At 62.3% G+C, this 24088-nt stretch carries 22 protein-coding genes; 6 read left to right on the top strand and 16 right to left on the bottom strand.

Annotated elements, in window-relative coordinates:
* Positions 1-65 precede the first annotated feature (65 nt).
* The 9 genes from PDMSB3_RS30545 to PDMSB3_RS38480 form a co-directional block, all read right to left on the bottom strand.
* Entirely contained in the window at positions 66-1634 is a 1569-nt protein-coding gene (locus tag PDMSB3_RS30545; RefSeq protein ID WP_007177782.1) for a DUF3138 family protein, read from the bottom strand.
* Positions 1635-1672: 38 nt separating this feature from the next.
* Positions 1673-2584 carry an ABC transporter permease subunit gene (locus tag PDMSB3_RS30540; RefSeq protein ID WP_007177781.1) on the bottom strand — a complete coding sequence of 304 codons (912 nt, stop codon included), beginning with the start codon at positions 2582-2584 and terminating at the stop codon, positions 1673-1675.
* Complete coding sequence (locus PDMSB3_RS30535; RefSeq protein ID WP_007177780.1) at positions 2581-3555, bottom strand: ABC transporter permease subunit; 975 nt, start codon at positions 3553-3555, stop codon at positions 2581-2583. The genes PDMSB3_RS30540 and PDMSB3_RS30535 overlap by 4 nt, the downstream gene beginning before the upstream one ends.
* Positions 3552-4715, bottom strand: a complete 1164-nt coding sequence (locus PDMSB3_RS30530) for an ABC transporter ATP-binding protein (protein WP_007177779.1) — start codon at positions 4713-4715, stop codon at positions 3552-3554. The genes PDMSB3_RS30535 and PDMSB3_RS30530 overlap by 4 nt, the downstream gene beginning before the upstream one ends.
* A gap of 211 nt (positions 4716-4926) precedes the next feature.
* Positions 4927-6048: a polyamine ABC transporter substrate-binding protein gene (locus PDMSB3_RS30525; RefSeq protein WP_165188676.1), complete on the bottom strand. Its 1122-nt coding sequence runs from the start codon at positions 6046-6048 to the stop codon at positions 4927-4929.
* A gap of 73 nt (positions 6049-6121) precedes the next feature.
* Positions 6122-7561: an aspartate aminotransferase family protein gene (locus PDMSB3_RS30520; protein ID WP_007177777.1), complete on the bottom strand. Its 1440-nt coding sequence runs from the start codon at positions 7559-7561 to the stop codon at positions 6122-6124.
* 27 nt (positions 7562-7588) lie between these two features.
* Complete coding sequence (locus PDMSB3_RS30515) at positions 7589-8923, bottom strand: glutamine synthetase family protein (protein WP_007177776.1); 1335 nt, start codon at positions 8921-8923, stop codon at positions 7589-7591.
* A gap of 32 nt (positions 8924-8955) precedes the next feature.
* Positions 8956-9750: a gamma-glutamyl-gamma-aminobutyrate hydrolase family protein gene (locus PDMSB3_RS30510; protein WP_007177775.1), complete on the bottom strand. Its 795-nt coding sequence runs from the start codon at positions 9748-9750 to the stop codon at positions 8956-8958.
* 304 nt (positions 9751-10054) lie between these two features.
* A complete protein-coding gene (locus PDMSB3_RS38480; protein WP_171983793.1) occupies positions 10055-10276 on the bottom strand; it encodes a hypothetical protein in 222 nt (73 codons plus the stop codon).
* Positions 10277-10297: 21 nt separating this feature from the next.
* On the opposite strand from PDMSB3_RS38480, the gene PDMSB3_RS30500 reads away from it, so the two are divergent.
* The 4 genes from PDMSB3_RS30500 (at position 10298) to speB (ending at position 13975) form a co-directional block, all read left to right on the top strand.
* Complete coding sequence (locus PDMSB3_RS30500; RefSeq protein ID WP_157187714.1) at positions 10298-10450, top strand: hypothetical protein; 153 nt, start codon at positions 10298-10300, stop codon at positions 10448-10450.
* A 257-nt stretch (positions 10451-10707) separates the two neighbouring features.
* Positions 10708-11259, top strand: a complete 552-nt coding sequence (locus PDMSB3_RS30495) for a cupin domain-containing protein (protein ID WP_007177774.1) — start codon at positions 10708-10710, stop codon at positions 11257-11259.
* Positions 11260-11378: 119 nt separating this feature from the next.
* A complete protein-coding gene (locus tag PDMSB3_RS30490; RefSeq protein ID WP_007177773.1) occupies positions 11379-12872 on the top strand; it encodes an aldehyde dehydrogenase in 1494 nt (497 codons plus the stop codon).
* A 134-nt stretch (positions 12873-13006) separates the two neighbouring features.
* A complete protein-coding gene (gene speB, locus PDMSB3_RS30485) occupies positions 13007-13975 on the top strand; it encodes an agmatinase (protein ID WP_165188674.1) in 969 nt (322 codons plus the stop codon).
* A gap of 35 nt (positions 13976-14010) precedes the next feature.
* On the opposite strand, the gene PDMSB3_RS30480 is transcribed toward speB, so the two are convergent.
* The 3 genes from PDMSB3_RS30480 to PDMSB3_RS30470 form a co-directional block, all read right to left on the bottom strand.
* Positions 14011-15207, bottom strand: coding sequence for an MFS transporter (locus PDMSB3_RS30480; protein WP_007177771.1), 1197 nt, complete (start codon positions 15205-15207; stop codon positions 14011-14013).
* The gene (locus PDMSB3_RS30475; protein ID WP_007177770.1) at positions 15204-15737 is read right to left on the bottom strand and encodes a MarR family winged helix-turn-helix transcriptional regulator; all 534 of its coding nucleotides are present in this window, start codon (positions 15735-15737) and stop codon (positions 15204-15206) included. The genes PDMSB3_RS30480 and PDMSB3_RS30475 overlap by 4 nt, the downstream gene beginning before the upstream one ends.
* Before the next feature lie 110 nt (positions 15738-15847).
* Entirely contained in the window at positions 15848-16867 is a 1020-nt protein-coding gene (locus PDMSB3_RS30470; RefSeq protein ID WP_007177769.1) for a VTT domain-containing protein, read from the bottom strand.
* A gap of 322 nt (positions 16868-17189) precedes the next feature.
* On the opposite strand from PDMSB3_RS30470, the gene PDMSB3_RS30465 reads away from it, so the two are divergent.
* Complete coding sequence (locus PDMSB3_RS30465; protein ID WP_035517302.1) at positions 17190-17798, top strand: peroxidase-related enzyme; 609 nt, start codon at positions 17190-17192, stop codon at positions 17796-17798.
* A 100-nt stretch (positions 17799-17898) separates the two neighbouring features.
* On the opposite strand, the gene PDMSB3_RS30460 is transcribed toward PDMSB3_RS30465, so the two are convergent.
* The gene (locus tag PDMSB3_RS30460) at positions 17899-19149 is read right to left on the bottom strand and encodes an MFS transporter (protein ID WP_007177767.1); all 1251 of its coding nucleotides are present in this window, start codon (positions 19147-19149) and stop codon (positions 17899-17901) included.
* Positions 19150-19257: 108 nt separating this feature from the next.
* Positions 19258-20196 (bottom strand): LysR substrate-binding domain-containing protein, encoded by a 939-nt coding sequence (locus tag PDMSB3_RS30455; RefSeq protein ID WP_007177766.1) that lies wholly within the window; start codon positions 20194-20196, stop codon positions 19258-19260.
* Between the two features lie 236 nt (positions 20197-20432).
* On the opposite strand from PDMSB3_RS30455, the gene PDMSB3_RS30450 reads away from it, so the two are divergent.
* On the top strand, positions 20433-21161 hold the full coding sequence (locus PDMSB3_RS30450; RefSeq protein WP_165188672.1) for a DUF899 family protein: 729 nt from the start codon (positions 20433-20435) through the stop codon (positions 21159-21161).
* 120 nt (positions 21162-21281) lie between these two features.
* Here PDMSB3_RS30450 and PDMSB3_RS30445 read toward each other — a convergent pair whose 3' ends face one another.
* Both PDMSB3_RS30445 and PDMSB3_RS30440 read right to left on the bottom strand, forming a co-directional pair.
* Entirely contained in the window at positions 21282-23255 is a 1974-nt protein-coding gene (locus PDMSB3_RS30445; RefSeq protein WP_007177764.1) for a putative bifunctional diguanylate cyclase/phosphodiesterase, read from the bottom strand.
* A gap of 181 nt (positions 23256-23436) precedes the next feature.
* Entirely contained in the window at positions 23437-23820 is a 384-nt protein-coding gene (locus PDMSB3_RS30440) for a hypothetical protein (RefSeq protein ID WP_197740291.1), read from the bottom strand.
* Positions 23821-24088: the final 268 nt, after the last annotated feature.

Here is a 24088-nt window from a genome sequence, read left to right as displayed (position 1 = left end):
TGCATGCGGAATGAGCCAGTGCGCGTGGCCTCTTTTACAGCGAGGCCACGCGCCGGCGGTACGGATTAGAACGAGTAGATGAACTGCGTCGCGAGCAGGTCGTTGGACTTGCCATACGAACCGTCGTTCTTCAGGAACACCTGCTTGTTGGCCCAGTCGTGGCGGTATTCCACCTTGACCGTGATCTGCTGGGTCGGATAGAACAGCAGGTCGAGCGAGACGTCCTGGCGGGTTGCGCCCTTGCATTCGAAACCAAGGCCGCCGTTTGCCTGCGAATTGGCAAGACAGTCCGCGCCGATACCGAAGCCGTTCGCCGTGTCCATGCCGTTGCCGTTCAACGCAATGCCAGCACCGCCACCGCCGTTCTTGCTGTCGACCAGCAGGTCATAGCGCACGGTCGCGCCCATGCGGCCCACCACCGGCAGATTGAACTTGCGGTGCGCGAGCAGCGACAGGCCGTACCACTGTGCCTGGCCGCCGTTGTACGCGGCGTTCTGCTGCTGACCGTAGTCGAGTTCGGCGTTGTACTGCACGTCGGCGAGCGTGTAGGTCAGGTCGGCTTCGGTGAAGAAGAACGTGCCGCCCGAGCTCGGCGCCTGGCCGCCTACGCCGTAGCTGACCGTGCCGTTGTCAGCGATCGAGCTCGGCAAGGTCTGACGCCCGATATTGATCGAGCCGCCGATATCCAGCGCGCTCGACCATGTGTAATCGGTGCGAGCCGTGAACGTCGGAATCTTGTTGCTGGTCGTGATCGGATCGCCCAGCGCGTTCGTGCCCGTCTGCGTGACTGCGCCGAACGTGCGGTACTGTTCGTTGCCGAGGAAGAACTTCCACGCCCAGTTGCCGGCCGTGTAGTTCGCGCCGATCCCGATGTAGCTGCCCGGATCCGAGAAGTCGTACAGCAGGTTGTGCGTGAGCGTGAGCATCTGATTCGACTGCTGCACTTCATAGCCGCCGAAGCTCGGAATCAAACCGGCCACGAGTGTCGTGGTCGCCGTGAGCGGCACGTTCACCACCGCCGTGTTCAGGATGTTGTTGCCGATATCGCCGTGCGAGTTCTGCAGCAGCGTAATGCCGTTACCACGGTTCGGCATCAACGTGATTTCGGCGGACGGCGCCATCGGGCCGACACCGAAAGTCTTCTTGATGTCGAGGTACAGGTCGCCGAACGTGCTGTTGAAGTAGTTGTAGCTGCTTTCGTGGTTAGCGAACAGGAACGACGAACTGCTCTGCGCACGGTTATAAATGTAGGTTGGGTCGATATAACCCGTCACCGACAGACCGGCGATCGGCCCGGTCTGAGCGGCATCTTCGAGCGAGTCGACCTTCAGTTGCTGATTGGCGATCTGTTGCTTCATCGCCGTCACGTCGTCGTTGGTCAGCGTCGCCTGAGCCTTGCCGTAATCAGGCGACGAGATATCCACCGGTGCGGCCACCACCGCCGGGGCCGGGGCCACGGTGGCGGCAGCGGCGGCCTTCGGTTTGGTGGCGACTTCCGCGCGCAGCTGCTTGACCTCCTTTTGCAGCGCGTTGAGTTGGGCCTGCAGCGCCTTGATCTGGTCGCTGGTGGCATCTGCCGCGGCTATGCCAGGCAGACTCCCCGCCACCAACAGACAGATGAGTTTCTTTCTCATTCAAATTCTCCTTATTGGTCGTATTGCAAACGGACTTCTTATGCACGTGCCGTATCGAGCGACTTCCGTACGGCGGCTTGTTGTGGAGCGGAGGGCAAGGGATCTGCGGCTTCGGCAAGCGCGAAAGCCATCTGCATGTCGCGGTTGCGTTTGCGCTCGCGCAACTGCATCCAGCGGTTCACGGCAATCACGCCGATCGTCACCGTGGTGATGAAGATCGTGGCGAGTGCATTCATTTCCGGATTCAGGCCGAGGCGAACACGCGAGAACACGACGAGAGGCAGCGTGGTCGAGCCGGGACCGGACAGGAATGCGGAGAGTACGAGGTCGTCGAAGGAAAGCGTGAACGACAGCAGCCAGCCGGACATCAGCGCCTGCGAGATCAGCGGCAGGGTGATCAGGAAGAACACCTTGAAGGGCGTGGCGCCGAGATCGAGCGCGGCCTCTTCGAGCGACTTGTTCAGCTCTTTCACACGCGATTGCACGATGATCGCCACATACGACACGCATAGCATCACGTGGCCGATCCAGATCGTGAAGAGACCCCGGCCCTTCGGCCAGCCGAGCATCTGTTCGAGCGCGACGAACAGCAGCAGCAGCGAGATACCCTGAATCACTTCAGGAATCACGAGCGGTGCGTTGATCATGCCGGCGAACAGTGTGAAGCCGCGAAAGCGTCCGAAGCGCGCGAGCACGAAGCCGGCCCACGTACCGATCACAACGGAGGCGCACGCGGTCAGCAGACCGATCTTCAACGACAGCCATGCCGCGTTCAGCAGTTCGCCGTCATGCAGCAGCGCGCCGTACCATTTGAGGGAGAAGCCGGACCACACCGTGACGAGCTTCGATTCGTTGAACGAATACACCACGAGGCTGATGATCGGAATGTAGAGAAACAGGAATCCGAACGTCAGCACGCCATTGGAAAGCGTCTTGTTAGGCTTGATCATTTCGCGCCCTCCAGTTCCTTGACCTGGTAGTACTGGAACACGGCCATCGGCACGAGCAGCAGTAGCACCATCGCGACGGTGACGGCGGATGCCATCGGCCAGTCCATATCGTTGAAGAATTCATCCCACATCACGCGGCCGATCATCAGCGTGTCGGCGCCGCCGAGCAGTTCCGGAATCACGTATTCGCCCACCGCCGGAATGAACACCAGCAAACTGCCGGCGATAATGCCGTTCTTCGACAGCGGCAACGTGATACGCGTGAATGCCGTCCACGGCTTGCAACCGAGGTCGTAGGCCGCTTCGAGCAGCGTCAGATCCATTTTCACGAGGTGCGCATAGAGCGGCATCACCATGAAAGGCAGGTACGAATAGACCATGCCGATATAGACGCCGATATCCGTGTGGTAGAGCCGCAACGGCGAATGAATCATGCCGATCGCCATCAGCGTGTGATTGAGCAGGCCGTCGTCCTTCAGGATGCCGATCCATGCGTAGACGCGAATCAGGAACGAAGTCCAGAACGGCAGCATCACGCCCATCATCAGCAGGTTGCGTTTGGTGGGTTCCGAGCGGGCGATGTAGTACGCAATCGGATAGCCGATCAGCAGGCAGAAGAAAGTGGAGACCGCGGCCATCTTCAGCGAACTGAGATAGGTGGCGACGTAGAGGTCGTCCTGCAGCAGGAACGCGTAGTGACTGAGCTGCATGGCGAAATGCACCATGCCGTCCTTGACCGTCACGAGATCCGTGTACGGTGGAATGCCCAGACGCAGATCGGCGAAACTGATCTTCAGCACCAGTACGAACGGCAACGCGAAGAACACCGTGAGCCAGAGGAACGGCACGCCGATCACGGTCGTGCGGCCCGACGGCACCAGCATCGACAGGCGTTTTTTCAGCGAGCCGGGCAAACGGCTGCCGGACGGCGCGCCGAGCGCCGCGGGGGAGGAGGTAGTGGGATTGCTCATTGCGTCAGCACCACGCCGCTAGCCGGCGACCAGTAGACGAACACGTCGTCGTTATAGGAGGGCGCACCTTCGGCCATCAGATGCGAGCTGGAGAGATTCGACACGACGGTCTTGCCGCTCGGCAGACGCACGTGATACAGCGAATAGCTGCCCATGTACGCCACATCCGAAACCACGCCGCGCGCCCAGTTGTGCGGCGTCGACGGCTTGTCGAGCGACACCTTGATGCGCTCCGGGCGCACCGAGATGCCAACCGGCATGCCGAGCGGCCCGGTAATGCCGTGGCTCACGTAAATGCGCGATTCGAGGTCTTCGCTTTCGACAAAGATGTGGTCCGGTTCATCCGCGACCACCGTGCCTTCGAACAGGTTGGTCGAGCCGATGAATTCGGCCGAAAAGCGGCTATTCGGAAACTCATAGACCTGGCTCGGCGAGCCGATCTGCACGATGCGGCCTTCGCTCATCACCGCGAGGCGGCCGGCCATCGTCATGGCTTCTTCCTGATCGTGCGTGACCATCACGCAGGTCACATCCACTTTCTCGATGATGTTCACCAGTTCGAGCTGGGTCTTCTGGCGGATTTTTTTATCGAGCGCCGACATCGGCTCGTCGAGCAGCAGCAGCTTGGGGCGCTTGACCAGCGAACGGGCGAGCGCCACACGCTGCTGCTGGCCGCCTGACAGTTGATGCGGCTTGCGTTGCGCGTACTTACTCATCTGCACGAGATTGAGCGCATCGGCCACGCGTTCCTTGATTTCGTTTTTGGGCGTGCCTTCCTGCTTCAGACCGAAGGCGATGTTCGCCTCCACGCTCATATGCGGGAAGAGGGCGTACGACTGGAACATCATGTTGACCGGCCGCTTGTACGGCGGCATCGCGGCGAGATCTTCGCCGTCGACGAAAATGCGCCCGGACGTCACCGTCTCGAGCCCCGCAAGCATGCGCAGGAGCGTGGACTTGCCGCAGCCGGAACTGCCGAGCAGCGCGAACAGTTCATTCTTCGCGATGCTCAGGTTGACGTTGTCGACAGCGGTGCTGTCGCCGAATTTCTTCACGACATTTTCGATGCGAACGAATTCGTCCGGTTTCGCTTTTGCCGTCACCGCGGGGCGGGCCATCTGGGTGGCGCCGGCGGCGCTTTTTGAGGTCGTCGAGTTCATGATGTAACCGTTCCTTGCGGATCGCGGGCGCAAGTGTCTCCATACGAGGCGCTGGAAGCGACTCGCAACGTGCGCTGCGATCGGAAAACATGGGACTGCGCGCAGGTGGGAGCCAAAAAGCGCGCAGGCTGACTGCCGTTACTGCTATTCATGCGCTCAGGGTTCGAGCGATCCCTGAGCGCGGGATCAATGTTTTATAACGTCGGCCTGATTAATGGCCGGTTTTGAGCTGCGCCCAAAGACGGTTTTCAAGGCGCAGAATGTCGGTCGGCATCGGCTTCATCAGCGTCATCTTGCTCAACACTTCGTCACCCGGATAAACGGTCTTGTCCTGTGCGACAGCCGGCGTGACGAACTGGCGCGCGGCCTTGTTCGCGGTCGGGTAGAACACTTCGTTGGTGATCGCAGCGTTGACCTTGGGGTCCGAGATGTAGTTGATCCATTTCAACGCGGCTTCGGGATGCGGCGCGTCTTTCGGGATCACCATCACGTCGAACCACAGCAGGCCGCCTTCCTTCACGTTCGAGAACTTGATCTGATACGAACGCTTGGCTTCTTCGGTACGGCGGCTGGCGATACCGACGTCGCCGGACCAGCCCAGCACCACGCACACGTCGTTGTTGGCGAGGTCGTTGATGTAGCCCGACGAATTGAATTGGGTGATATACGGGCGAATCTTCTTCAGCACTTCGAATGCGGCCTGGTAGTCGGCGGGATTCGTGCTGTTCGGATCCTTGTGCATATATTGCAGCGTGGCGGCAAAGACGTCGACGGCCTGGTCGAGAATCGAGACGCCGCAGCCTTTCAGCTTGGAGAGATTGGCCGGATCGAAGATCAGTGCCCAGCTATCCACCGGCGCATTGGCGCCGAGCGCCTTCTGCACGGCCTGCACGTTGTAGCCGATACCGTCCGTACCGTATGCCCAGGGCACGCCGTACTGGTTGCCCGGATCCGCGTCGGCAATCATCTTCATCAGCACGGGGTCGAGATTGGCAAGGTTCGGCAACTTCGATTTGTCGAGCTTCTGGTACACGCCGGCCTGAATCTGCTTGGCCATGTAGTTCGACGTCGGCACCACGATGTCGTAGCCGGAGCTGCCGGCGAGCAGCTTGGCCTGCAACGTGTCGTCGCTATCGTAGTTGTCGTATTTGACCTTGATGCCGTCCTGCTTCTCGAAGTTTGGAATCGTGTCCTTCGCGATGTAGTCCGACCAGTTGTACACATTCAGTTCCGTGTCGGCCGCAAGGGCCGGCGTGACCGACAGCGCCGCAAAACCGGTGAAGGCGAGAAGCGCGGCCCCCGCGACCGCATGACGAAGATGACTAACGCTCATGGTTTTTTCCCTTGATGTGAAGAACCGGCATGAGCGTGACGTGTGGGTGTGCCCATGCCGATACGGACTGCCGTTACGAAATGCCGAGTTGTTGTGCGGTCGCGTCGATGGCTTTTTTGGCCTTCGAGACGATCTCGTCGATTTCCAGCTTGTTGATGACCAGCGGCGGCGACAGCAGCATCCGGTCGCCGGTGGCGCGCATGATGAGATTGCCGTTGAAGCAGAAGTCGCGGCAGATCGTGCCGACGTCACCGCCATTGGCGAAACGCTTGCGTGTTTTCGGGTCTTCCGCGAGTTGCAGGCCGGCCACCAGACCCGCGCCGGAGATCTCGCCGATGATCGGGTGATTGCCGAGCGTGTCGCGCAGCTTCTTCTGGAAGTACGGACCCGTATGGGTCTTGACGCGCTCGACGATCTTTTCGTCGCGCAGCAGCTTGAGGTTCGCGACCGCAACGGCGGCGGCGACCGGATGACCCGAGTACGTGAGACCGTGGTTGAAGTCGCCGTTCTCGATGATTGCTTTGGCGACGCGATCATGCAGGCCGACCGCGCCCATCGGTATGTAACCGCTCGTCAGGCCCTTGGCCAGTGTGATCAGATCCGGCTCGAAACCGAAGTACTGGTGTGCGAACCACTCGCCGGTGCGGCCGAAACCGCCGATCACTTCGTCGGCGACGAGCAGAATGTCGTACTTGCGGCAAATGCGCTGGATTTCCGGCCAATACGTCGAAGCGGGGAAGATCACGCCGCCCGCTCCCTGGAAAGGCTCACCGATAAATGCGGCGACATTGTCCGCGCCGATTTCGAGAATTTTCGCTTCCAGCTGTTGCGCGCGAGCCAGTGCGAACTCTTCCGGCGTCAGATTGCCTTGTGCTTCGCCGAAGAAATACGGCTGGTCGATATGCACGATGTTCTCGACTTTCGAGGGCATCTGTTCATGCATGTAGCCCATGCCGCCGAGCGTGCCGCCCGCGATCGTCGAACCGTGATAGCCGTTCTTGCGCGAGATCACGAATTTCTTCGAGTGCTTGCCCTGCGTTGCCCAGTAATGGTGGACGATGCGCAGCACCGTGTCGTTGCCTTCCGAGCCGCTATTGCAGTAGAAGAAGTGATTGAACGGTTCGGGCGCCAGCTCCGCGAGCAATGCCGACAGTTCGATCACCGGCGGGTGCGTGGTCTTGAAGAATGTGTTGTAGTAGGGCAGCTCCATCATCTGTCTGTATGCGGCGTCGGCCAGTTCCTTGCGGCCATACCCGACGTTCACGCACCACAGGCCGGCCATGCCGTCGATCACCTTGTTGCCGTCCGAGTCCCACAGGTACACGCCTTGTGCCTTGACGATCACGCGGCTGCCGGTGCGATTGAGCGCGCCCATATCCGAAAACGGGTGGATGTGGTGCGCGGCGTCCAGCGCGCGATATTCGGCGGTGCTGCGTTGCTGTTGTGCGGCTTGCGCGCTTGCGGCAGGTTGCGCCGGTTGCACGTAAGCGACTTCTTCTGTTCTGTAGCTCATACTTCCTCCAGATTTTTTGCGTTTGCCTTACACGTGCAGCAGCAAATGCCTGCGTTCCCACGAACTGATCACGCGGAAAAACGCTTCGTATTCGGTTTCCTTCAGGGCGAGGTAAGCCTTGACGAATTTTTCGCCGAGTACTTCGGCGATCGGTTCACAGGCGCCCATCAACGTCAGGCCCTCTTCGAGATTGCGCGGCAACTGATACGGCAATTCGTAACCGTCGCTGAGCAGTGGCTCGGTGGCTTCGAGGTTCTGCGTCATGCCGAGATAGCCGGCGGCGAGCGTCGCTGCAATCGCGAGGTACGGGTTGCAGTCCACGCCCGGAATGCGGTTTTCGATGCGGCGCGCGGCCGGCCCCGAATGCGGAATCCGGAAACCCACCGTGCGGTTGTCGTAACCCCAGGCCACGTTGATCGGCGCGGCCATGAAGCGCGACAGGCGGCGATACGAGTTGATATACGGCGCGAAAATCGGCATCAACGCGGGCGTGTACTTCTGCAGACCGGCGATATAGCTCGTGAACAATGTGGTCGGCTTGCCGTCCGCGCCGGTGAAGAGGTTGTGGCCGGTTTCTTCGTCGACGAGACTTTGATGCATGTGCATCGCCGAGCCCGGTTCGCCTTCCATCGGCTTGGCCATGAAAGTGGCATACATCTTGTGGCGCAACGCGGCTTCACGCACCGTGCGCTTGAAGAGGAACACGCTGTCGGCGAGCTTGAGCGGATCGCCGTGCATGAAGTTGATTTCCATCTGCGCGGCGCCGACTTCGTGAATCAGCGTGTCGACTTCCAGTTCCTGCACCTCGCAGTACTCGTAGATGTCTTCGAAAAGCGGATCGAATTCGTTGACTGCCTCGATCGAATACGCCTGACGGCCGGTTTCCGGACGCCCGGTACGGCCGATAGGCGGTTGCAGCGGCAGGTCCGGATCCTTGTTCATGTCGACCAGATAGAACTCGAGCTCGGGCGCGATGACCGGCTTCCAGCCCTTGGCCTTATAGAGTTCGAGCACACGGCGCAGTACACGGCGCGGCGAGATCGCGACCGGCGTGCCGTCGAAGTGAACGCAATCGTGGATTACCTGGGCGGTCGGATCGACGGCCCACGGAATCATGCGGATGGTGCTGGGGTCGGGCACGCAGACCATGTCCGGATCGGTGACGCCAGTGAGCGTGCCGTCTTCCGGATAATCCCCTGTGACGGTCTGGATCATCACCGCCTGCGGCAAGCGCATGGACTCGCCGGATTCGAATTTGCTGCGCGGAATGATCTTGCCGCGCGCGATCCCGGCCATATCCGGAATGATCGCTTCGATTTCGGTGACACGGTTCTTCTTCAGAAAATCGTCGATGTCATGCATGATTGTTCTCTCAGTTTTGGTGCGCGACCGGCTCAGGCATGCGTGGCGGCGGCGGATGCCGCGCCATAGCCGGCCTTGGTGCGCATTCGATCGCGGCAGGCGTCGCCGAACGCACGAAAGATCGCGGTGGAAAGCGCGTCGCTGGCATGCTTCCACTCCGGGTGCCACTGCACACCCAGCGCGAAGGCACGCGCATCTTTCACGCTTACCGCTTCAATCAGGCCGTCCGGCGCGGTGGCTTCGGCCGTGAGGCCCACGCCCAGCCGCTCGACGCCCTGACCGTGCAATGAATTCACACGCGCTTCATTCGTGCCGCCCGCGAGGCGCTGCAACAAGCCGCCCTGCGTCAGCGTGATCGAATGCGACGGTGCGTATTGCACGTCGAGGTCGTCTTCCTTGTTCTCGCGATGGTCGTTCAGACCGTCCACCGCGTGAACGCTTTGATGCAGCGTCCCGCCAAAAACCACGTTCATTTCCTGGAAGCCCCGGCATACGGCCAGCACCGGCACACCGGCTGCGATCGCCGCGCGCATGAGCGGCAGCGTGGTCGCGTCGCGTGCGGCGTCGTGCAGCGTGCCCGGCGTGCTGGGCTGGCCGCCGTAGCGATGCGGCTCGACGTTCGAATAGCTGCCGGTAAACAGCAGGCCGTCGACTGTCGCCAGCACGTCCGCCGCGGACTGACGCTCGCCGAGCGCCGGCAGCAACATGGCGAGCGCCTGTGAGCCGTCCACGATAGCGGCGATGTACTTCTCGCCAACCACGTGCGACGGGTGAACTCCCATCATCGTTCTGTCGGCGCTGATGCCGACGAGAGGTTTGTTTCGCATAACGAATAGACGTGTGTGTTCCCCGCGGGACGCGGCATGAACAACGTTAAACACAGCGCGGCACGATTCCGCAGCCATGCGCGAAGCGCAAAGCCACCGGGTGGTGCAGGCGGTCGTCGTCGACAGAAACGCGCCGCGCGTGGTTATCGGATGGGCTGTTCGATTCGATCCGCTGCGGTGCGCAACTGATCCGATGGGCATGAAACGCGCGGGCGGCAGACGGCACCGCACATGCAGGAACGCACGGCTCGAAAGAGCGCGCTCACGCAAACGGATGAATCGAACGGCGAAAAGGAGAGAGGCGCTACGGCAGCAGCGAGGCGACTTCGTCCGTGCGCACGGCAATGAAGGCGCGCGCGGAGATAGAGTTGTGACGTCGAACTGAACGGCGGGACAGGATCGTGAAGACGGACAGAAAGCGGCGGAACGCAAGGCTGCCGTTGCTGCCGTCGGCGATGGCGCCGTCAGCGCGAGGACAACTCGCCTGACTACGATTCCATCTCACCAAAGGGCCTCGGACTCTCACGATTACACTCGACTAGCGACGTTGAAAGTATTGAACGGCCTGCTCGAAATCCGCACGGGGCGTTTAAAGAAACAGGACGCTGGGATGATCGCCTTGAACCGATGCGAACTGAATTCGCTGCGCCGCAAAACACGCTTTGGTGCTTCCCGACGTCGGTATGACGACCGCCTGTGAATCAGCATATACGAGCCAATAAAGCCGTCAAATCCTTTTTGATAAAAGATTTATCAGGGCTTTCCCGAGGGTGCGGCTAGAATCCCGCCCGGTGGGAACGTTCGTTGCGCTGTTCATATTTCGGAAACCTTTCAGGGTTTTCCCCAGCGGCGCAACGATTAAAGTGATTAGAATATTCAACACTCGCGGGCACCTCGTTGCCTGAGTCATGTGGTCCTTTAGCGGCCCGATCGTTTTCCATGTCAGAGAACCTAGCGATGTCCATAGAAGTAGCGACCCGTCTGCAATACATCCGCAAGAAGCACGGCTTGTCCCAGCGTGAACTGGCGAAACGGGCGGGAGTGACGAACGGCACGATCTCGTTGATCGAGCAGAATCGCGTGAGCCCCTCGGTTGGCTCGCTGAAGAAACTGCTCGAATGCATACCCATGAGTCTCGCCGAATTCTTCACCTTCGAAGTGGAGGTGGAGCGTTCGGTCGTGTCGCGCCGCGCCGATATGCCGAACCTCGGCAATGAATCGATCGAGTTCTATCTGGCGGGTTCGAGCGTGAAAGACCGCAACATGGGGATTTTGCGCGAAGTCTATCAACCGTTGTCGGACACGGGGCCGGAAATGCTGGAGCACGAAGGGCACGAGGGCGGGGTGGTGGTGAGCGGTCAGATCGAACTGACGGTGGACGGTACCACGTGGCTGCTCGACCCCGGTGACAGCTACTACTTCGAAAGCCGTCTTCCGCACCGTTTTCGCAATCCCAGCGCGGAGCATCTCTGCGAGATCGTGTCGGCCAATTCGCCGCCCACCTTCTGAGGACTCCGCGCCAACGCGCCTCGACTCAACTCAACTCAACTCAACTCAGTGCCGCAGTTCAGTACCGCATGAAGTCGATGCAGGTTTGCGTCGAGCGCACAACACATTGAGGCATCCTGATGGACAAGAAATCTCTCGCTTTCTGGCAAGACAAAGCCGCTACGCTTTCTATTGAAGGCCGCGCGTTTATCGACGGCGAATACCGTGACGCCGAAGGCGGCCGCACGTTCGACTGCCTGAGCCCGATCGACGGCAAGCTGCTCGCCAAAGTTGCCGACAGCGGCGCGGCCGAGGTCGACGCGGCGGTGTCGGCCGCACGCCGAGCATTCGACTCCGGCGTGTGGTCGGGCCTCAACCCGCGCCAGCGCAAAGCCATTCTGTTGCGCTGGGCAGCGTCGATCCGCGAGCATATGGACGAGCTCGCACTGCTCGAAACGCTCGACGCGGGCAAGCCGATCGCCGACACCACCAGCGTGGACGTGCCGGGCGCGGCGTATTGCGTCGAGTGGTTTGCCGAAGCGATCGACAAGATCGGCGGCGAAGTCGCGCCGGCCGATCATCATCTGGTCGGACTCGTCACGCGCGAGCCGATCGGCGTGGTGGCCGCGGTCGTGCCGTGGAATTTCCCGATCCTGATGGCGTCGTGGAAATTCGGCCCGGCTCTGGCTGCGGGCAATAGCGTGGTGCTGAAACCTTCGGAGAAATCGCCGCTCACCGCGATCCGCCTCGCGCAACTCGCTCTCGATGCAGGCATTCCCGCCGGCGTGTTCAACGTCGTGCCGGGCGGGGGCGAGCCGGGCAAGCTGCTGGCGCTGCATCAGGACGTGGACTGCCTCGCCTTCACGGGTTCGACCAACGTCGGCAAGCTGATCATGCAGTACGCCGGGCAATCGAACCTGAAACGCGTGTGGCTCGAACTCGGCGGCAAGTCGCCGAACATCGTGATGCCGGATTGCCCCGATATGGACCGCGCGGCGAACGCGGCGGCCGGGGCAATCTTTTACAACATGGGTGAAATGTGCACGGCGGGTTCGCGTCTGCTCGTGCACCGCGACATCAAAGACGTGTTCCTCGACAAGCTGATCGCCGCGGCACGCAGCTATACGCCGGGCAATCCGCTCGACCCGAACACGTCGATGGGCGCGATCGTCGACAAGGTTCAGCTCGAACGCGTGCTCGGCTATATCGAAGCCGGCCGCGCCGAGGCAAAGCTGCTGCTGGGCGGCGCACGCGTGAAAGAGGAAACGGGCGGCTTCTATATCGAGCCGACCATCTTCGAGATTCCGGCTTCAGGTGCGAAGGTCGCGCGCGAGGAAATCTTCGGACCGGTGTTGTCGGTGATCACGTTCGACACGGTGGAAGAGGCGATCAGGATCGCTAACGACAGCGAGTATGGTCTCGCCGCCGCAGTCTGGACCTCGAATCTGACCACCGCGCACGAAGTGTCGCGCAAGCTCCGCGCCGGCACGGTATGGGTCAATTGCTACGACGAAGGCGGCGACATGAATTTCCCGTTCGGCGGCTACAAGCAATCGGGCAATGGCCGCGACAAGTCGCTGCACGCGTTGGAAAAATACACCGAGCTGAAGTCCACGCTCGTGCGGCTGCGCTAAAGGATTCGCGAAGCCGGCGCGGCGGTGTGCGTGAGGCGCACCGCCGCGTTCCCAATGAATCCGATGCCGGCGTTGCGCGTGCCTCTTGAAGCTTCACGCGCGCCGCCGGACTGTCTATAGGTATCAGGTCACTCATGACTGAACTCGTCTACGGCGACGGCGCGATCCGCCGTGCGTCGCTCTATGGCTCGTCGATCGAAAACACCTATGCGGGCGTGCTGTCGTTCATGCGCCGCAAGTACACGCGTGAACTCGACGGCGTCGACGTCGTGGTCTCCGGCGTGCCGCTCGATCTGGCCACCACGTTCCGCTCGGGAGCGCGTCTCGGACCCGCGGCGGTACGCGCGGCCAGCGTGCAGCTGTCGGAACTGCATCCGTATCCGTGGGGTTTCAATCCGTTCGACGACCTCGCCGTGACCGACTATGGCGACTGCTGGTTCGACGCGCACAATCCGCTCACGATCAAGGCGTCCATCGTCGAGCATGCGCGCACGATTTTGCGCTCGGGCGCAAAGATGCTGACACTCGGCGGCGATCACTACATTACTTATCCGCTGTTGATCGCGCATGCGGAGAAGTACGGCAGACCGCTCTCGCTGATTCATTTCGACGCCCATTGCGATACCTGGGCCGACGATAGTCCAGACAGCCTGAATCACGGTTCGATGTTCTACAAGGCAGTGAAAGACGGCCTGATCGATCCGAAGACCTCGGTGCAGATCGGCATTCGCACATGGAATGACGATTTCATGGGCATCAATATTCTCGACGCCGCCTGGGTGCACGAGCATGGCACGCGGGCAACGGTGGAGCAGATTGCGTCGATTGTGGGGGAACGTCCCGCCTATTTGACTTTCGATATCGACTGTCTCGATCCGGCGTGCGCTCCGGGCACGGGCACACCGGTGGCGGGTGGTTTGTCGTCGGCGCAGGGACTGGCGATCGTGCGCGGGCTCGGCGCCTTGAATCTGGTGGGCGCGGACGTCGTGGAAGTCGCTCCCGCATACGACCAGAGCGAGATCACGGCGATTGCCGCCGCGCATATCGCGTGCGATCTGTTGTGCCTGTGGCGTCAGCGCAAGGTTGCGCAACGCGGCACTTAAGCGCTCGACGGCCATTTGCATTTAAATGGACCGGCTCAGCCCAACGACGACGAACGTTCGGGCTGACGCCGGCCTTCGCGCAATCCGAGCGTATAGACCACCAGCGCGCCGCTCATGAGCGCCAGTTGCCACATCAGCATGTCGCTGCCGCGCGCTTTCATTGCGAAGCCCGCGACAAGCGGTCCCACGATCGAACTCGCCGTGAAGGTAAGCGACACGAGGCGCATGTTGCGCGTGAGCGCGGCCTTGTCGCTGCAAGCCGCCGCGTACATGCCGAGCGTGATGAACGAACTGTTCATGCCGCCGAGCAATAGCGCGCTCGCGGCCGCGAGCCATGAGGCGGGCGCGGCCAGCGCGAAACCGCAGATGGCCAGCGTGCTGAGCGCGGCGCAGACGATCACCGCGGTGGCGAGCCCCGAGCGGTCGGCCAGCCAGCCGACCGGAAATTGCAGCGCCATGCCGCCCACGCCGAACAGCGTCAGCAGCGTGGCGGTTTGCGTGGCGCTGAGGCCGTGTGCGTCGGCGAATAGCGGAAAGAGGCCGTACAGTGCGCCGTCGCCGAGACCGCCGGCCGCGACGACCACCATGCCGAGGCTCACCAGCGGACCGATCGGCAAGCGCCGTCCGGCGGCTTTTCTTCGCACGGGCGGTTGTTCTGCCAAAGCAGGCCGCTTTCCATCCGATGCGGTCAGCCACAGCGGCAGCGCCGCGGCGAACGTGAAGGCCGCGCCGGCCGCGAACATGATGCGTCCGTCGACGTCGCACCACACGGCCAGCGCCGGGCCGATCACGCCCGCCGTGGCGATCAGCGCTTCGTGCACGCCCACCACGCGCCCGCTCGATTCAGCGGGAACCAGACTGTAGAGCCAGGTTTCGTTGGCAATCCAGCGCAGGCCGATACCCAAGCCCGTCAGCAGACCGGGCACGAGCCACAGTGGCCACGAAAGCGCGCTCATGGTAGCGAACGCCGCGAGCGTGGCGAGCAGGCCCAGCGACACCGTGCGTTTCGCGCCGATGCACGCCATCAGCCACGGCGCGATCAGCAAGCCGGCCAGCATGCCGGTCCATTGGGCGGCGGAGAAGAGGCCCGCGCGTGGCGCATCCAGACCGCGATGAGCGAGCCATACCGGCAGCACCATGAAGCCGATGCCGAACTGGCCGATCTGCGCCAGCGCCGACACCACGGTCAGCGCCGCGATTGCCCGCCAGCGCACCGGCGCGGCGGCTTTCACGAACTGCTCCGCGCGGGCATGGGCAGCCCCTGTTCGCGGCATTCGACCGGACAGCCGGCCTTCAGGCACGGCCCGTCGTCGCAGAGGCGGCACAGTTGCATGGCGTGTGCCGGGTCGCGGGTCTCGTTCCACAAGATCTTGATCAGCAGGCTTTCCAGCACCTCGCGCTCGTTGTCGTCGAGCCGGCCGACAATGCGTTGCAGCATCCTGTCGCGCGCCGTTTGCAGACGTTTAGCCTCGCGTTTGCCGGCCGCGGTCAACGCAAGGGCCACCGCACGTTTGTCCGCGCCCGATTTTTTCTCCACGAGGCCCGCTTCGACCAGCCCTGCCACGGCGCGCACGGCGGCCGGATGCGACAGATCGACTGCCTCGCGCAGCACTTCAATCGATGAATCGGGGTATTGGCCGACCGCGTTGAGCATGGCGCGGGCGGTGGGGCCGGCGAGCGCATCCACGGTGGGCTGCGCGTTCATTTCGTCAGTGACCAGCAGGGCGAGCACGCCCAGCAGATTTTCTGTGCGCTGCGTCATGGAGACACCTTAATGTGTGCAACGTGCATATATGCATGTTGCACACATTGGGTATGAAGTGCAAGCGGTTTTTTCGACGGCGCGTGCCGTGCTGCTGGAAGATAGAGGCCTTACTTCGCCAGCCGCGCCCGCACCGTGTATTCGCCTTCTTCGCCCTCGTCCTCCAGCATGTGCGCCTTCGCCGTGTGGAAGTCCGGCGGCAACGGCTCGACCGGATAACCGCGCTTCTCCCACGCGTCGAGACCACCCTTGAGCGCGCGGATATGGTGAATATTCTTGCGATGTAACTGGTTGACGATCCGCTTGGCCGTCGCCTCGTTCGGACACACGCAGTAGACGACAATCGGCCGCTCCAGCAGCTTCGGATCGATCGGTTCGGGCGAATCGAGATCGAGCGGCCGCGCGCCGGCAATCCGGTGCGATTCCTTTTCACGCACGCTGCGCGGCCGCGCGTCGAAAATCAGCGGCGGTTCGTTCGACTTCATCAGCTCGTCGAGTTGCTCCGGCGAAATACGCGTATGCGCGAGCCACCGGCGAAACTGCCAGCGGCGCACCCAGCGGTACAGCAAAACCGCCACGAAGATCGCCGCGAACGCGTCGAAAATCGTGCCGCCGTTGTGGCGTACGAGAAGCATCAGTTGCACGATCTGGTCGTGCAGGGCGCCGCCGCCGATCACCCACACGCCGGCCCACAGCACGGCACCGATAAAATCCCACAGCAGAAACACGCCCACGCTGATGGCTGTCGTGCCGAGCAGCGGCGCGGAGATCAGCCCGAGTCCGGGCAGGAACTTCGCGACGGTGAGAATCGGCGCGCCGTACCGTTCGTAGGTATTGCGCGCGACGCGGACGGTGGTGTCGAGCGAGAGGGAGAAGCGCACCAGCGAGTTCAGCAGGCGGCGGCCGTACGCACGTCCGGTGAAGAACCAGAGCGAGTCGGCAATCAGCGTGGCGCCGACCGCGGCGCACACGACGCTCGCATAGGAGGTTTGCCCCATGGCGGCCATGGTTCCACCGAGGATCAGCATCGGCGCGGCCGGAATCGGTACGCCGAGCTGCGTGACGAGCACGCTCATGAACACGGCCCACACGCCCAGCGAGGGTGGAATAGCAACCGGAAAATGCCACACAACCGCGCTCCTCAGAATGCGATGAAGGGATTTGAAATGTCCGCGCCCAGGCGGCGCGTTGCGAGCAGGCAGCGCATGTTCCGTTCCCGTACGACCGCGGGCGAGATGCCGTGCCGGCAGACGGGCGCAATAGTACAAGAACGGTGTGAAAGGCGAATTTAAGCACAGGTGGCGAAAGGGCGCTCTGAAAGAGGCTAACTGTCAGGGCAATTCATGCAGGTTGACGGGCTGAGGACGAGCGGCGTGAGGCGCTGCCGCGCGGTCCGTTGCTAGAATCGTCGTCGTGCACATTCAAATATGACGGAGACATCGCATGACAAAGATGGCAAAGCTTCAGCCGATTAGCCGCTACCCCGTGCCTGAACCGGGCCAATGGCCGGACGACATCCGCGCCCGCATTCTCGAAGTGCAGGAGAAAGCCGGTTTCGTGCCGAATGTATTTTTGACGCTGGCGCACCGTCCGGACGAGTTCCGCGCGTTCTTCGCCTATCACGACGCGCTGATGCTGAAAGAGGGCGGCCTCAGCAAAGGCGAGCGCGAGATGATCGTGGTCGCCACCAGTGCGATCAACCAGTGCCTGTATTGCGTGGTCGCGCACGGCGCGATTCTGCGCATCTACGAAAAGGCGCCGCTGCTCGCCGACCAGGTTGCCGTGAATCATCGCAAGGCGGATATCACGCCGCGCCAGAAGGCGATGCTCGATTTCGCGGTGAAAGTTTGCAGCGAATCGGGCACCGTCGGCGACGCGGATTTTCAAACGCTGCGCGAGCACGGCTTTTCCGACGAAGACATCTGGGATATCGCGGCGATCACGGCGTTTTTTGGTTTGTCGAACCGTATGGCCAACGTCATTTCCATGCGTCCGAACGACGAGTTCTATCTGATGGGGCGTGTGCCGAAAGCCGCTGCTGCAGATACGCCGCGAAAATAGCGGCGGGGGCAACTGCCGGGCGCTTCTATTCTCACCGCATTCCGCATTCCGCATTGAAGCGAGTGTGCGGTGGCAGCGCCCGCCGCCACCGCACGCAGGTTTACGCCGCCGCCGGCTCGGCCCGAAGCGCGGGCGTGCTCACCGTGGTGTCGTCGATCGGGAAGTGCAACATCGCGGCAACGAGGCCTGCCACGACAGTCGCTTCCCACAGCAGCGAATACGAGCCGGTGAGATCGAACACCAGCCCGCCCAGCCACGCGCCGAGAAAGGAGCCGATCTGATGGCTCAGAAAGCACAGCCCGAACAGGCTGCCGAGGTGGCGCGTGCCGAACACTTTGGCGACCAGTCCGCTCGTGAGCGGCACGGTGCCGAGCCAGGTCAGACCCATCACCGCCGCGAAGATCACGACCGAAGCAGGGGTTTTCGGCAGCAGGAAGAAGGCGCCGATCGTCAAGCTGCGGATCAGATAAAGCCAGCCGAGCACATGATGCTGCCGGTAACGGCCGCCGAGCCAGCCGCAGGCCCAACTGCCCGCCATATTGAACAGGCCGATCAGCGCGAGGGCAGTGGCGCCGAGTCCGACCGGCATATGGCAAAGCGACAGATATTCGGGCAGATGCGTGGCAATGAACGCAAGCTGGAAACCGCAAGTGAAGAATCCGAGTGTCAGCAGCAGGTAGCCGCGATGCCGGGCCGCCTGGCCGAGCACTTTGCGAAGCGGTGCGACGGGCGCTTCCTGAAGCGGTGTGCCGACCCGCGCGCGCCGGTCGAGCACCATGCCGAGCGGGGCGATCAGCAGCATCAGGAACGCCAGTACGAAGAGCGACGTGGCGATGCCCGAACTGAGCCGGACGCCTTGCACGAGCGGGACCATCAGCACCTGACCCGCGGAGCCGCCGGCGCTGACCAGACCCATCGCCATGCTGCGGTTTTCCGGCGAGGCGATGCGGCCCACCGCCGGCAGCACCACGCCGAAGGTCGTGCAACTCACGCCGATGCCCACCAGCAATCCCATGCCGACGATCAGCATGGCGCCGCTGGGCGCCACCGCGGCGAGCCCGAGCCCGGCCGCAAAGGTCGTCGCACCGAACGCGACCACGGGCGCCGAACCGTAGCGGTCCGCCGCGGCGCCCGCGAACGGCTGGGCTAAGCCCCACACCAGATTGTGCAGCGCGATCGCGAACGCGATCAGCGTGACCGGCAGACCGCGGTCGAATGAAAACGGACCGATGAACAGGCCGAAAGTTTGCCGGATGCCCATCGCGGCACTGAGAATGAGCGCGCCGGCGAGGATTACCAGCGTCGTCTGGTTGAACGCGGGGGCGAAGCGTTTGCTGTTAGCGGTTGACATGATTCTGATCTCCTTTGACACATGGTCGCAGCGAGCATCAGAAGCGGCAAAAGAAAAGATTTCGACGACAGGTGAGCGTGACTCACCTGTGCGGGCCGGACCTGCGGTTCAGCTGACGGCGTCGCGCACTGCTTGCCCAGAAGCGTCGACGTGTGCCTCCGGGCGCTCGGCCTCGCTCACCAGCCAGCGCTTGAAGTCGGCGAGCTCCGGCCGGCGATCGCCGTTTTCGGCGCTCACCAGCCAGTAGGCGGTGGTGGAGGCAATCGTCGCCGAATCGGCCTCCACAAGCGTGCCCCTGTCGAGGTCCGGGTCCACCAGCGGCCTTCTGCCGAGCGCGACGCCGAGGCCCATGCCGGCGGCTTCGAAGGCGAGCTGGATCGTGTCGACGCGCAAGCCGCCGGTCGTGTCGATGCCGTCGATACCGGTCGCATCCAGCCATGCCTGCCAGTCTTCACCGGCGGCGTTGACGTGAATGAGCGTCGCGCGGCGCAAGTCCGTGTTGCCCTGCTCGTCGCGCAGCGTCTCCAGGTACGCGGGGCTGCACACGGGCACGAAGCGCTCGCCGAACAGTCGCGTCCACGCGGTGCCGGCAACCGGCGCACGGCTCAGGCGGATCGCGAAGTCGAAACCGTCGACTGGAAAACCGACCTGACGGTGCGAGGTGTCGACGCTCACATTCACATTCGGCCAGCGCGCGCGAAAACCGGCGAGGCGCGGCAGCAGCCAGCGAGACGCGAAAGTCGGCGCGCAACTCAGCGCGATCGGGCGGTCCGCGCGATGATTAGGCAGGCGCTGCGTGCCGATGGCGATCAGCGAAAACGCTTCGGAGACGTACGATAAATAATCCGCGCCGCTTGCCGTGAGCGAAATGCCGCGCGGCTCGCGCACGAACAGTTCGACGCCGAGCGCCTGTTCGAGTCCGACAATGCCGTGGCTGATGGCGCTCGGCGTGACATTCAGTTCCGCGGCGGCAAGTTTGAAACTCTGGTGTCTGCCGGCCGCTTCGAAAAAGCGAAGCGCCGGCAGCGGTGGCAGACGAAGCGGCATGGTGCATCCTCATGGACGGCGCGTCGGGCGCGCGTGCTGGTGCGCTTAAGGATACCTTGCCGGGCGCTTCCGGTTGCCGTCACGGCGAACGTGAGCGTCGCCGCAAAAAAACTTGCCGATGCTGTCGATTTGCCGCCGCGCGGTTCGTCGTGGCTATATGGAGGACTGGAACGTGCCCGCCATCGCGGCGCGCCACTCGCGTTCTCTATCCTTTTTACGTAAGAGGAGACGGGCTGATGACTGACGTACACGCATCCACCCAGGCGCTGAAGCCGGCGCGGCTGCTCGCGGACTCACCGAGCCGGTTTCCCGGCGAGAGCGCCGAATATCGTCGCGCGCGCAACGATCTGCTCGTCGAGGAAATCGAATTGCGTCGCCATATCGAAAGCGTTGCCGCGCAAAGACGCGCGTTGCCGCCCGGCGGCGTCGTGCCCGAGGATTACCTGTTCATGGGCGAAGCCGGTCCGGTAGCGCTATCTGAAATGTTCGGCGCGCACGACACGCTCGTCACCTACAACTGGATGTTCGGCCCGCGGCGTGCCCGGCCGTGTCCGATGTGCACCTCGCTGCTGAGCGCGTACGACGGCGAAATGCCCGACATCCTGCAGCGCGTGGCGTTCGCCGTGATTGCCCGTTCGCCGATCGAGAAACTGGTTGCGTTCGGGAGAGAGCGAGGCTGGCGGAATCTGCGGCTGTATTCGTCGGGCGGCAACACCTTCAATCGCGACTACGCGGCGGAAGATCCTGCCGGCGACGATCATCCCGCGTTCAATGTGTTTACGCGCTCAGGCGGCACGGTGCGGCACTTCTGGGCCGAGGAGATGGGACCGTCGACAGCGGACCCGGGGCAGGATCCGCGCGGCGCGCCCGACGTGATGCCGATCTGGACCGTGCTCGACATGACGCCTGGCGGACGTGGCACGGATTGGTACCCGAAGCTGGAATACACTGCCGCAGCGGGTTAGGTCGCTATCGAGGCTGTCTGGCGGATTCGACACGGCTGTTCACTGGTGTCGGACGCGCGGCCGGCGGCGGCGCGGATCGCGTGGGCAATAGAGCGCAGACGGCATGCCGCCCGGGATCGACTACGACAGCGTTTGCACAGCGTAGTCGTGCCCACGCGTCGTATGCAAATACTCGGCGACGGCGCTTGCCCGCATCGGCCGGCTGAACAGATAGCCCTGCACCGCGCGAGCGCCGAGCGCTTTGACGACCTCGACTTGCGATGCCGTCTCGAGTCCTTCCACCACGCATTCGAGTCCAAGATTGCGGCACAGGTCGAGCACCGACTTGACGATCTTTTTCGACGCGCTGTTGGAATCCACGTCCGTCATGAAGCTGCGGTCGATCTTGATCGTATCGAAGGGCAGGCGATGCACGTAGCTAAGACTTGAATACCCGGTGCCGAAATCATCGAGCGACACGCGGCAGCCGGCTTTCTTGATCACGGTGAGCGAACAGCGCGCCTGTTCGAAATCGCGCGTCACCGCGGTCTCGGTGATCTCGAACGACACACGATGCGGCGGCACGCCGCTCGCCATGACGATATCGATCAGACGGCGGGCGCGTGCCGACGTGCAGATATCGATCGCCGACAGATTGAACGACAGATAAAGCTCTGACGGCCAGCGCGCCACTTCGGCGAGCGCTTTGTGCAGCAGCACTTCCGTGATGCGCAGAATCAGTTCTGTACGCTCTGCAATCCGAATGAACTCTTCCGGCCTGACCGCGCCGAGCCGCGCGTTGTGCCAGCGGCCGAGCGCTTCCAGGCCGATGGTGCGCTGTGCGAGCACGTCGTAGATCGGCTGAAACTCCAGGAACAGTTCCGACTCGAGGTCCGCATGGCGAAGCTCCTGAGTCACGAGACTCGAACGTCGGATCCGCGTTTCATGTTCGGTCGAGAAGATGACCGGCGTGCCGCGCCGGCTTTCCTTGCCGACATACAACGCCGTGTCGGCGCGTTCGAACACTTGCGCCATCGTCGTGCCGGCCTCGGGGAACGCGGCCCAGCCGATCGTGCCCGACAACTCGGCGATATTGCCCGCTACCCGGTAGGGCTGACTGAGCGCGCCGCAAATACGTTGGCCCAATTCGACGAGCGTCTCGTTCGCCAGTTGGTGCTGCGCGAGCACGCCGAATTCATCGCCGCCGAGGCGCGCGAAGAAAATGCCGGGCTCCGCAAGCGACAGCAGGCGCGAGCCGACCTCCTGAAGAACGAGATCGCCACTCGCATGGCCGTAGATATCGTTGACCTGTTTGAATCCATCGAGATCGATCAGTCCGACATTGAAGCCGCCGCCGCTGCTGAGCGCCTGTTCGGACAGCGCGCGCAACGAGGCGAAGAAACTGCGCCGGTTGGGCAGATCGGTCAGACTGTCGATGCTCGCGAGCCTGAAGTTGTCGTCGCTCAGGCGCTGCGTTTTCTGCTGGCTTGCCTGCAACTCGCGCTGCGCGTGCACCACGTCGGCGAAAGTCCGGCAATACAGCTGAATGATGAAGGCGAGCGCGACGCCGACCAGTGTCATGTCGACGGCCATCGCGATGAAGACCGGATAGCCGGTGAAAACCAGGAAGGTCGAAAAGCTTAGGATGACGATCGACAGCAGCAACATGGCTGCCGCACGCAGGTGCATCAGGCAGAACACGCAGCCGACAACCGTGGTCGCCATATAAAACGCGACTTGCGTCTGTTCGTACGCGGTACCGTACGGGAACAGCAACAGCGACCAGCTGCTGAATGCGATGGCGAAGAGGCCGGCAAGCCAGGTCAGCTTGCGCAGTTCGGGCACGGCCTGGTTGTCGGTCAGCACGCGGTGCCGGAGTTGCCACCATCTTACGCAGCGGACGACGCACAGGGCGCACAGCGCGGCCGGAAAGTAGATCGACAACCATGCCGGCGCGCAATTCACGTGCGTGATCGCGACGGCCGCCGTGTTGACCAGCAGGATGAAATAGAGAAGGGGAACCTGGTGGCCAAACGCATCGAGCTGCGAACGCACGAGTTCGGGGTCGCGTTCCGCGACCGACAGTGCATCCCTCAATTTGGCTATCAGAACCATTCCCTTCCCTTTAAGCGTTCGCGCTGCACACGCAGCTATATATCGGCAGCACGGGAGGGATCTTGAGGAGGCCTTAAGCAGAAGTCGATTCGGGGCGCGCAGGCGGTAAGTACGACCGGCCAGTGCAGCCGTGTATGTCATTTATGCCGTGTCGGGGCGACACGGATCACAGGTGGCCGTATCAAAGCGCCGGACATGAAAGCACGCGCTGAGGCTCCATGCTCGTGCCGGGCTGGCCGTTCTGTGCCGGTGTGCCTTGCGGTGGGGCGGAGATGAGGCGCACGGCATTCACGCCGGCATTCGCCAGCACATATTTTTCGGGGCTGTTGTCAGGCTGCCAGTAAGCCCGGAAAACACCGCTGTCGCCGAAAACCAGCAGTTTGCCGTGGATGGTTCGAGCGCCGCTAACCAAGTCGACGGGTTCGCCCTCACGCACCTGAAAGCCCTGGGAAGGCGTTGAATGTGTCGTGCCGACCAGGGTGGCGCAGGCATTTTCGTCGGCTGCGAGAGCAGTACAGGACATCGCGGCGAGCAGCGCGCATGTTGCAATATGGCGAAATTTCATTTTTTTATTCCTCCCGGGTTGCTGATTGCGGACGCCGCGGCCTAACAATTTCCGGAACTCTCCAATCCACCATAACATAGTAAAAAAGCCCTTCCGTCATGGTTTGCGCTGCGCTAAACCACTGAAATTGCAACGGATTGTGATAGCGCGAGAACACGTATCGAGCGGAAGAAACGCCTAAGCGCGCGATTCTTATGGCACTTTGCAGGAAAAAATCGTCAAATTCCCTGTGGGCGGGTGATACAAGCCTTACACCCAAGGTTTGCGT

The sequence above is a fragment of the Paraburkholderia dioscoreae genome (assembly GCF_902459535.1).
Classification (GTDB): Bacteria; Pseudomonadota; Gammaproteobacteria; order Burkholderiales; family Burkholderiaceae; genus Paraburkholderia; species Paraburkholderia dioscoreae.
Note: the sequence above shows the minus strand (reverse complement) of the source record. Positions and strands in the feature narration are given on the sequence as shown.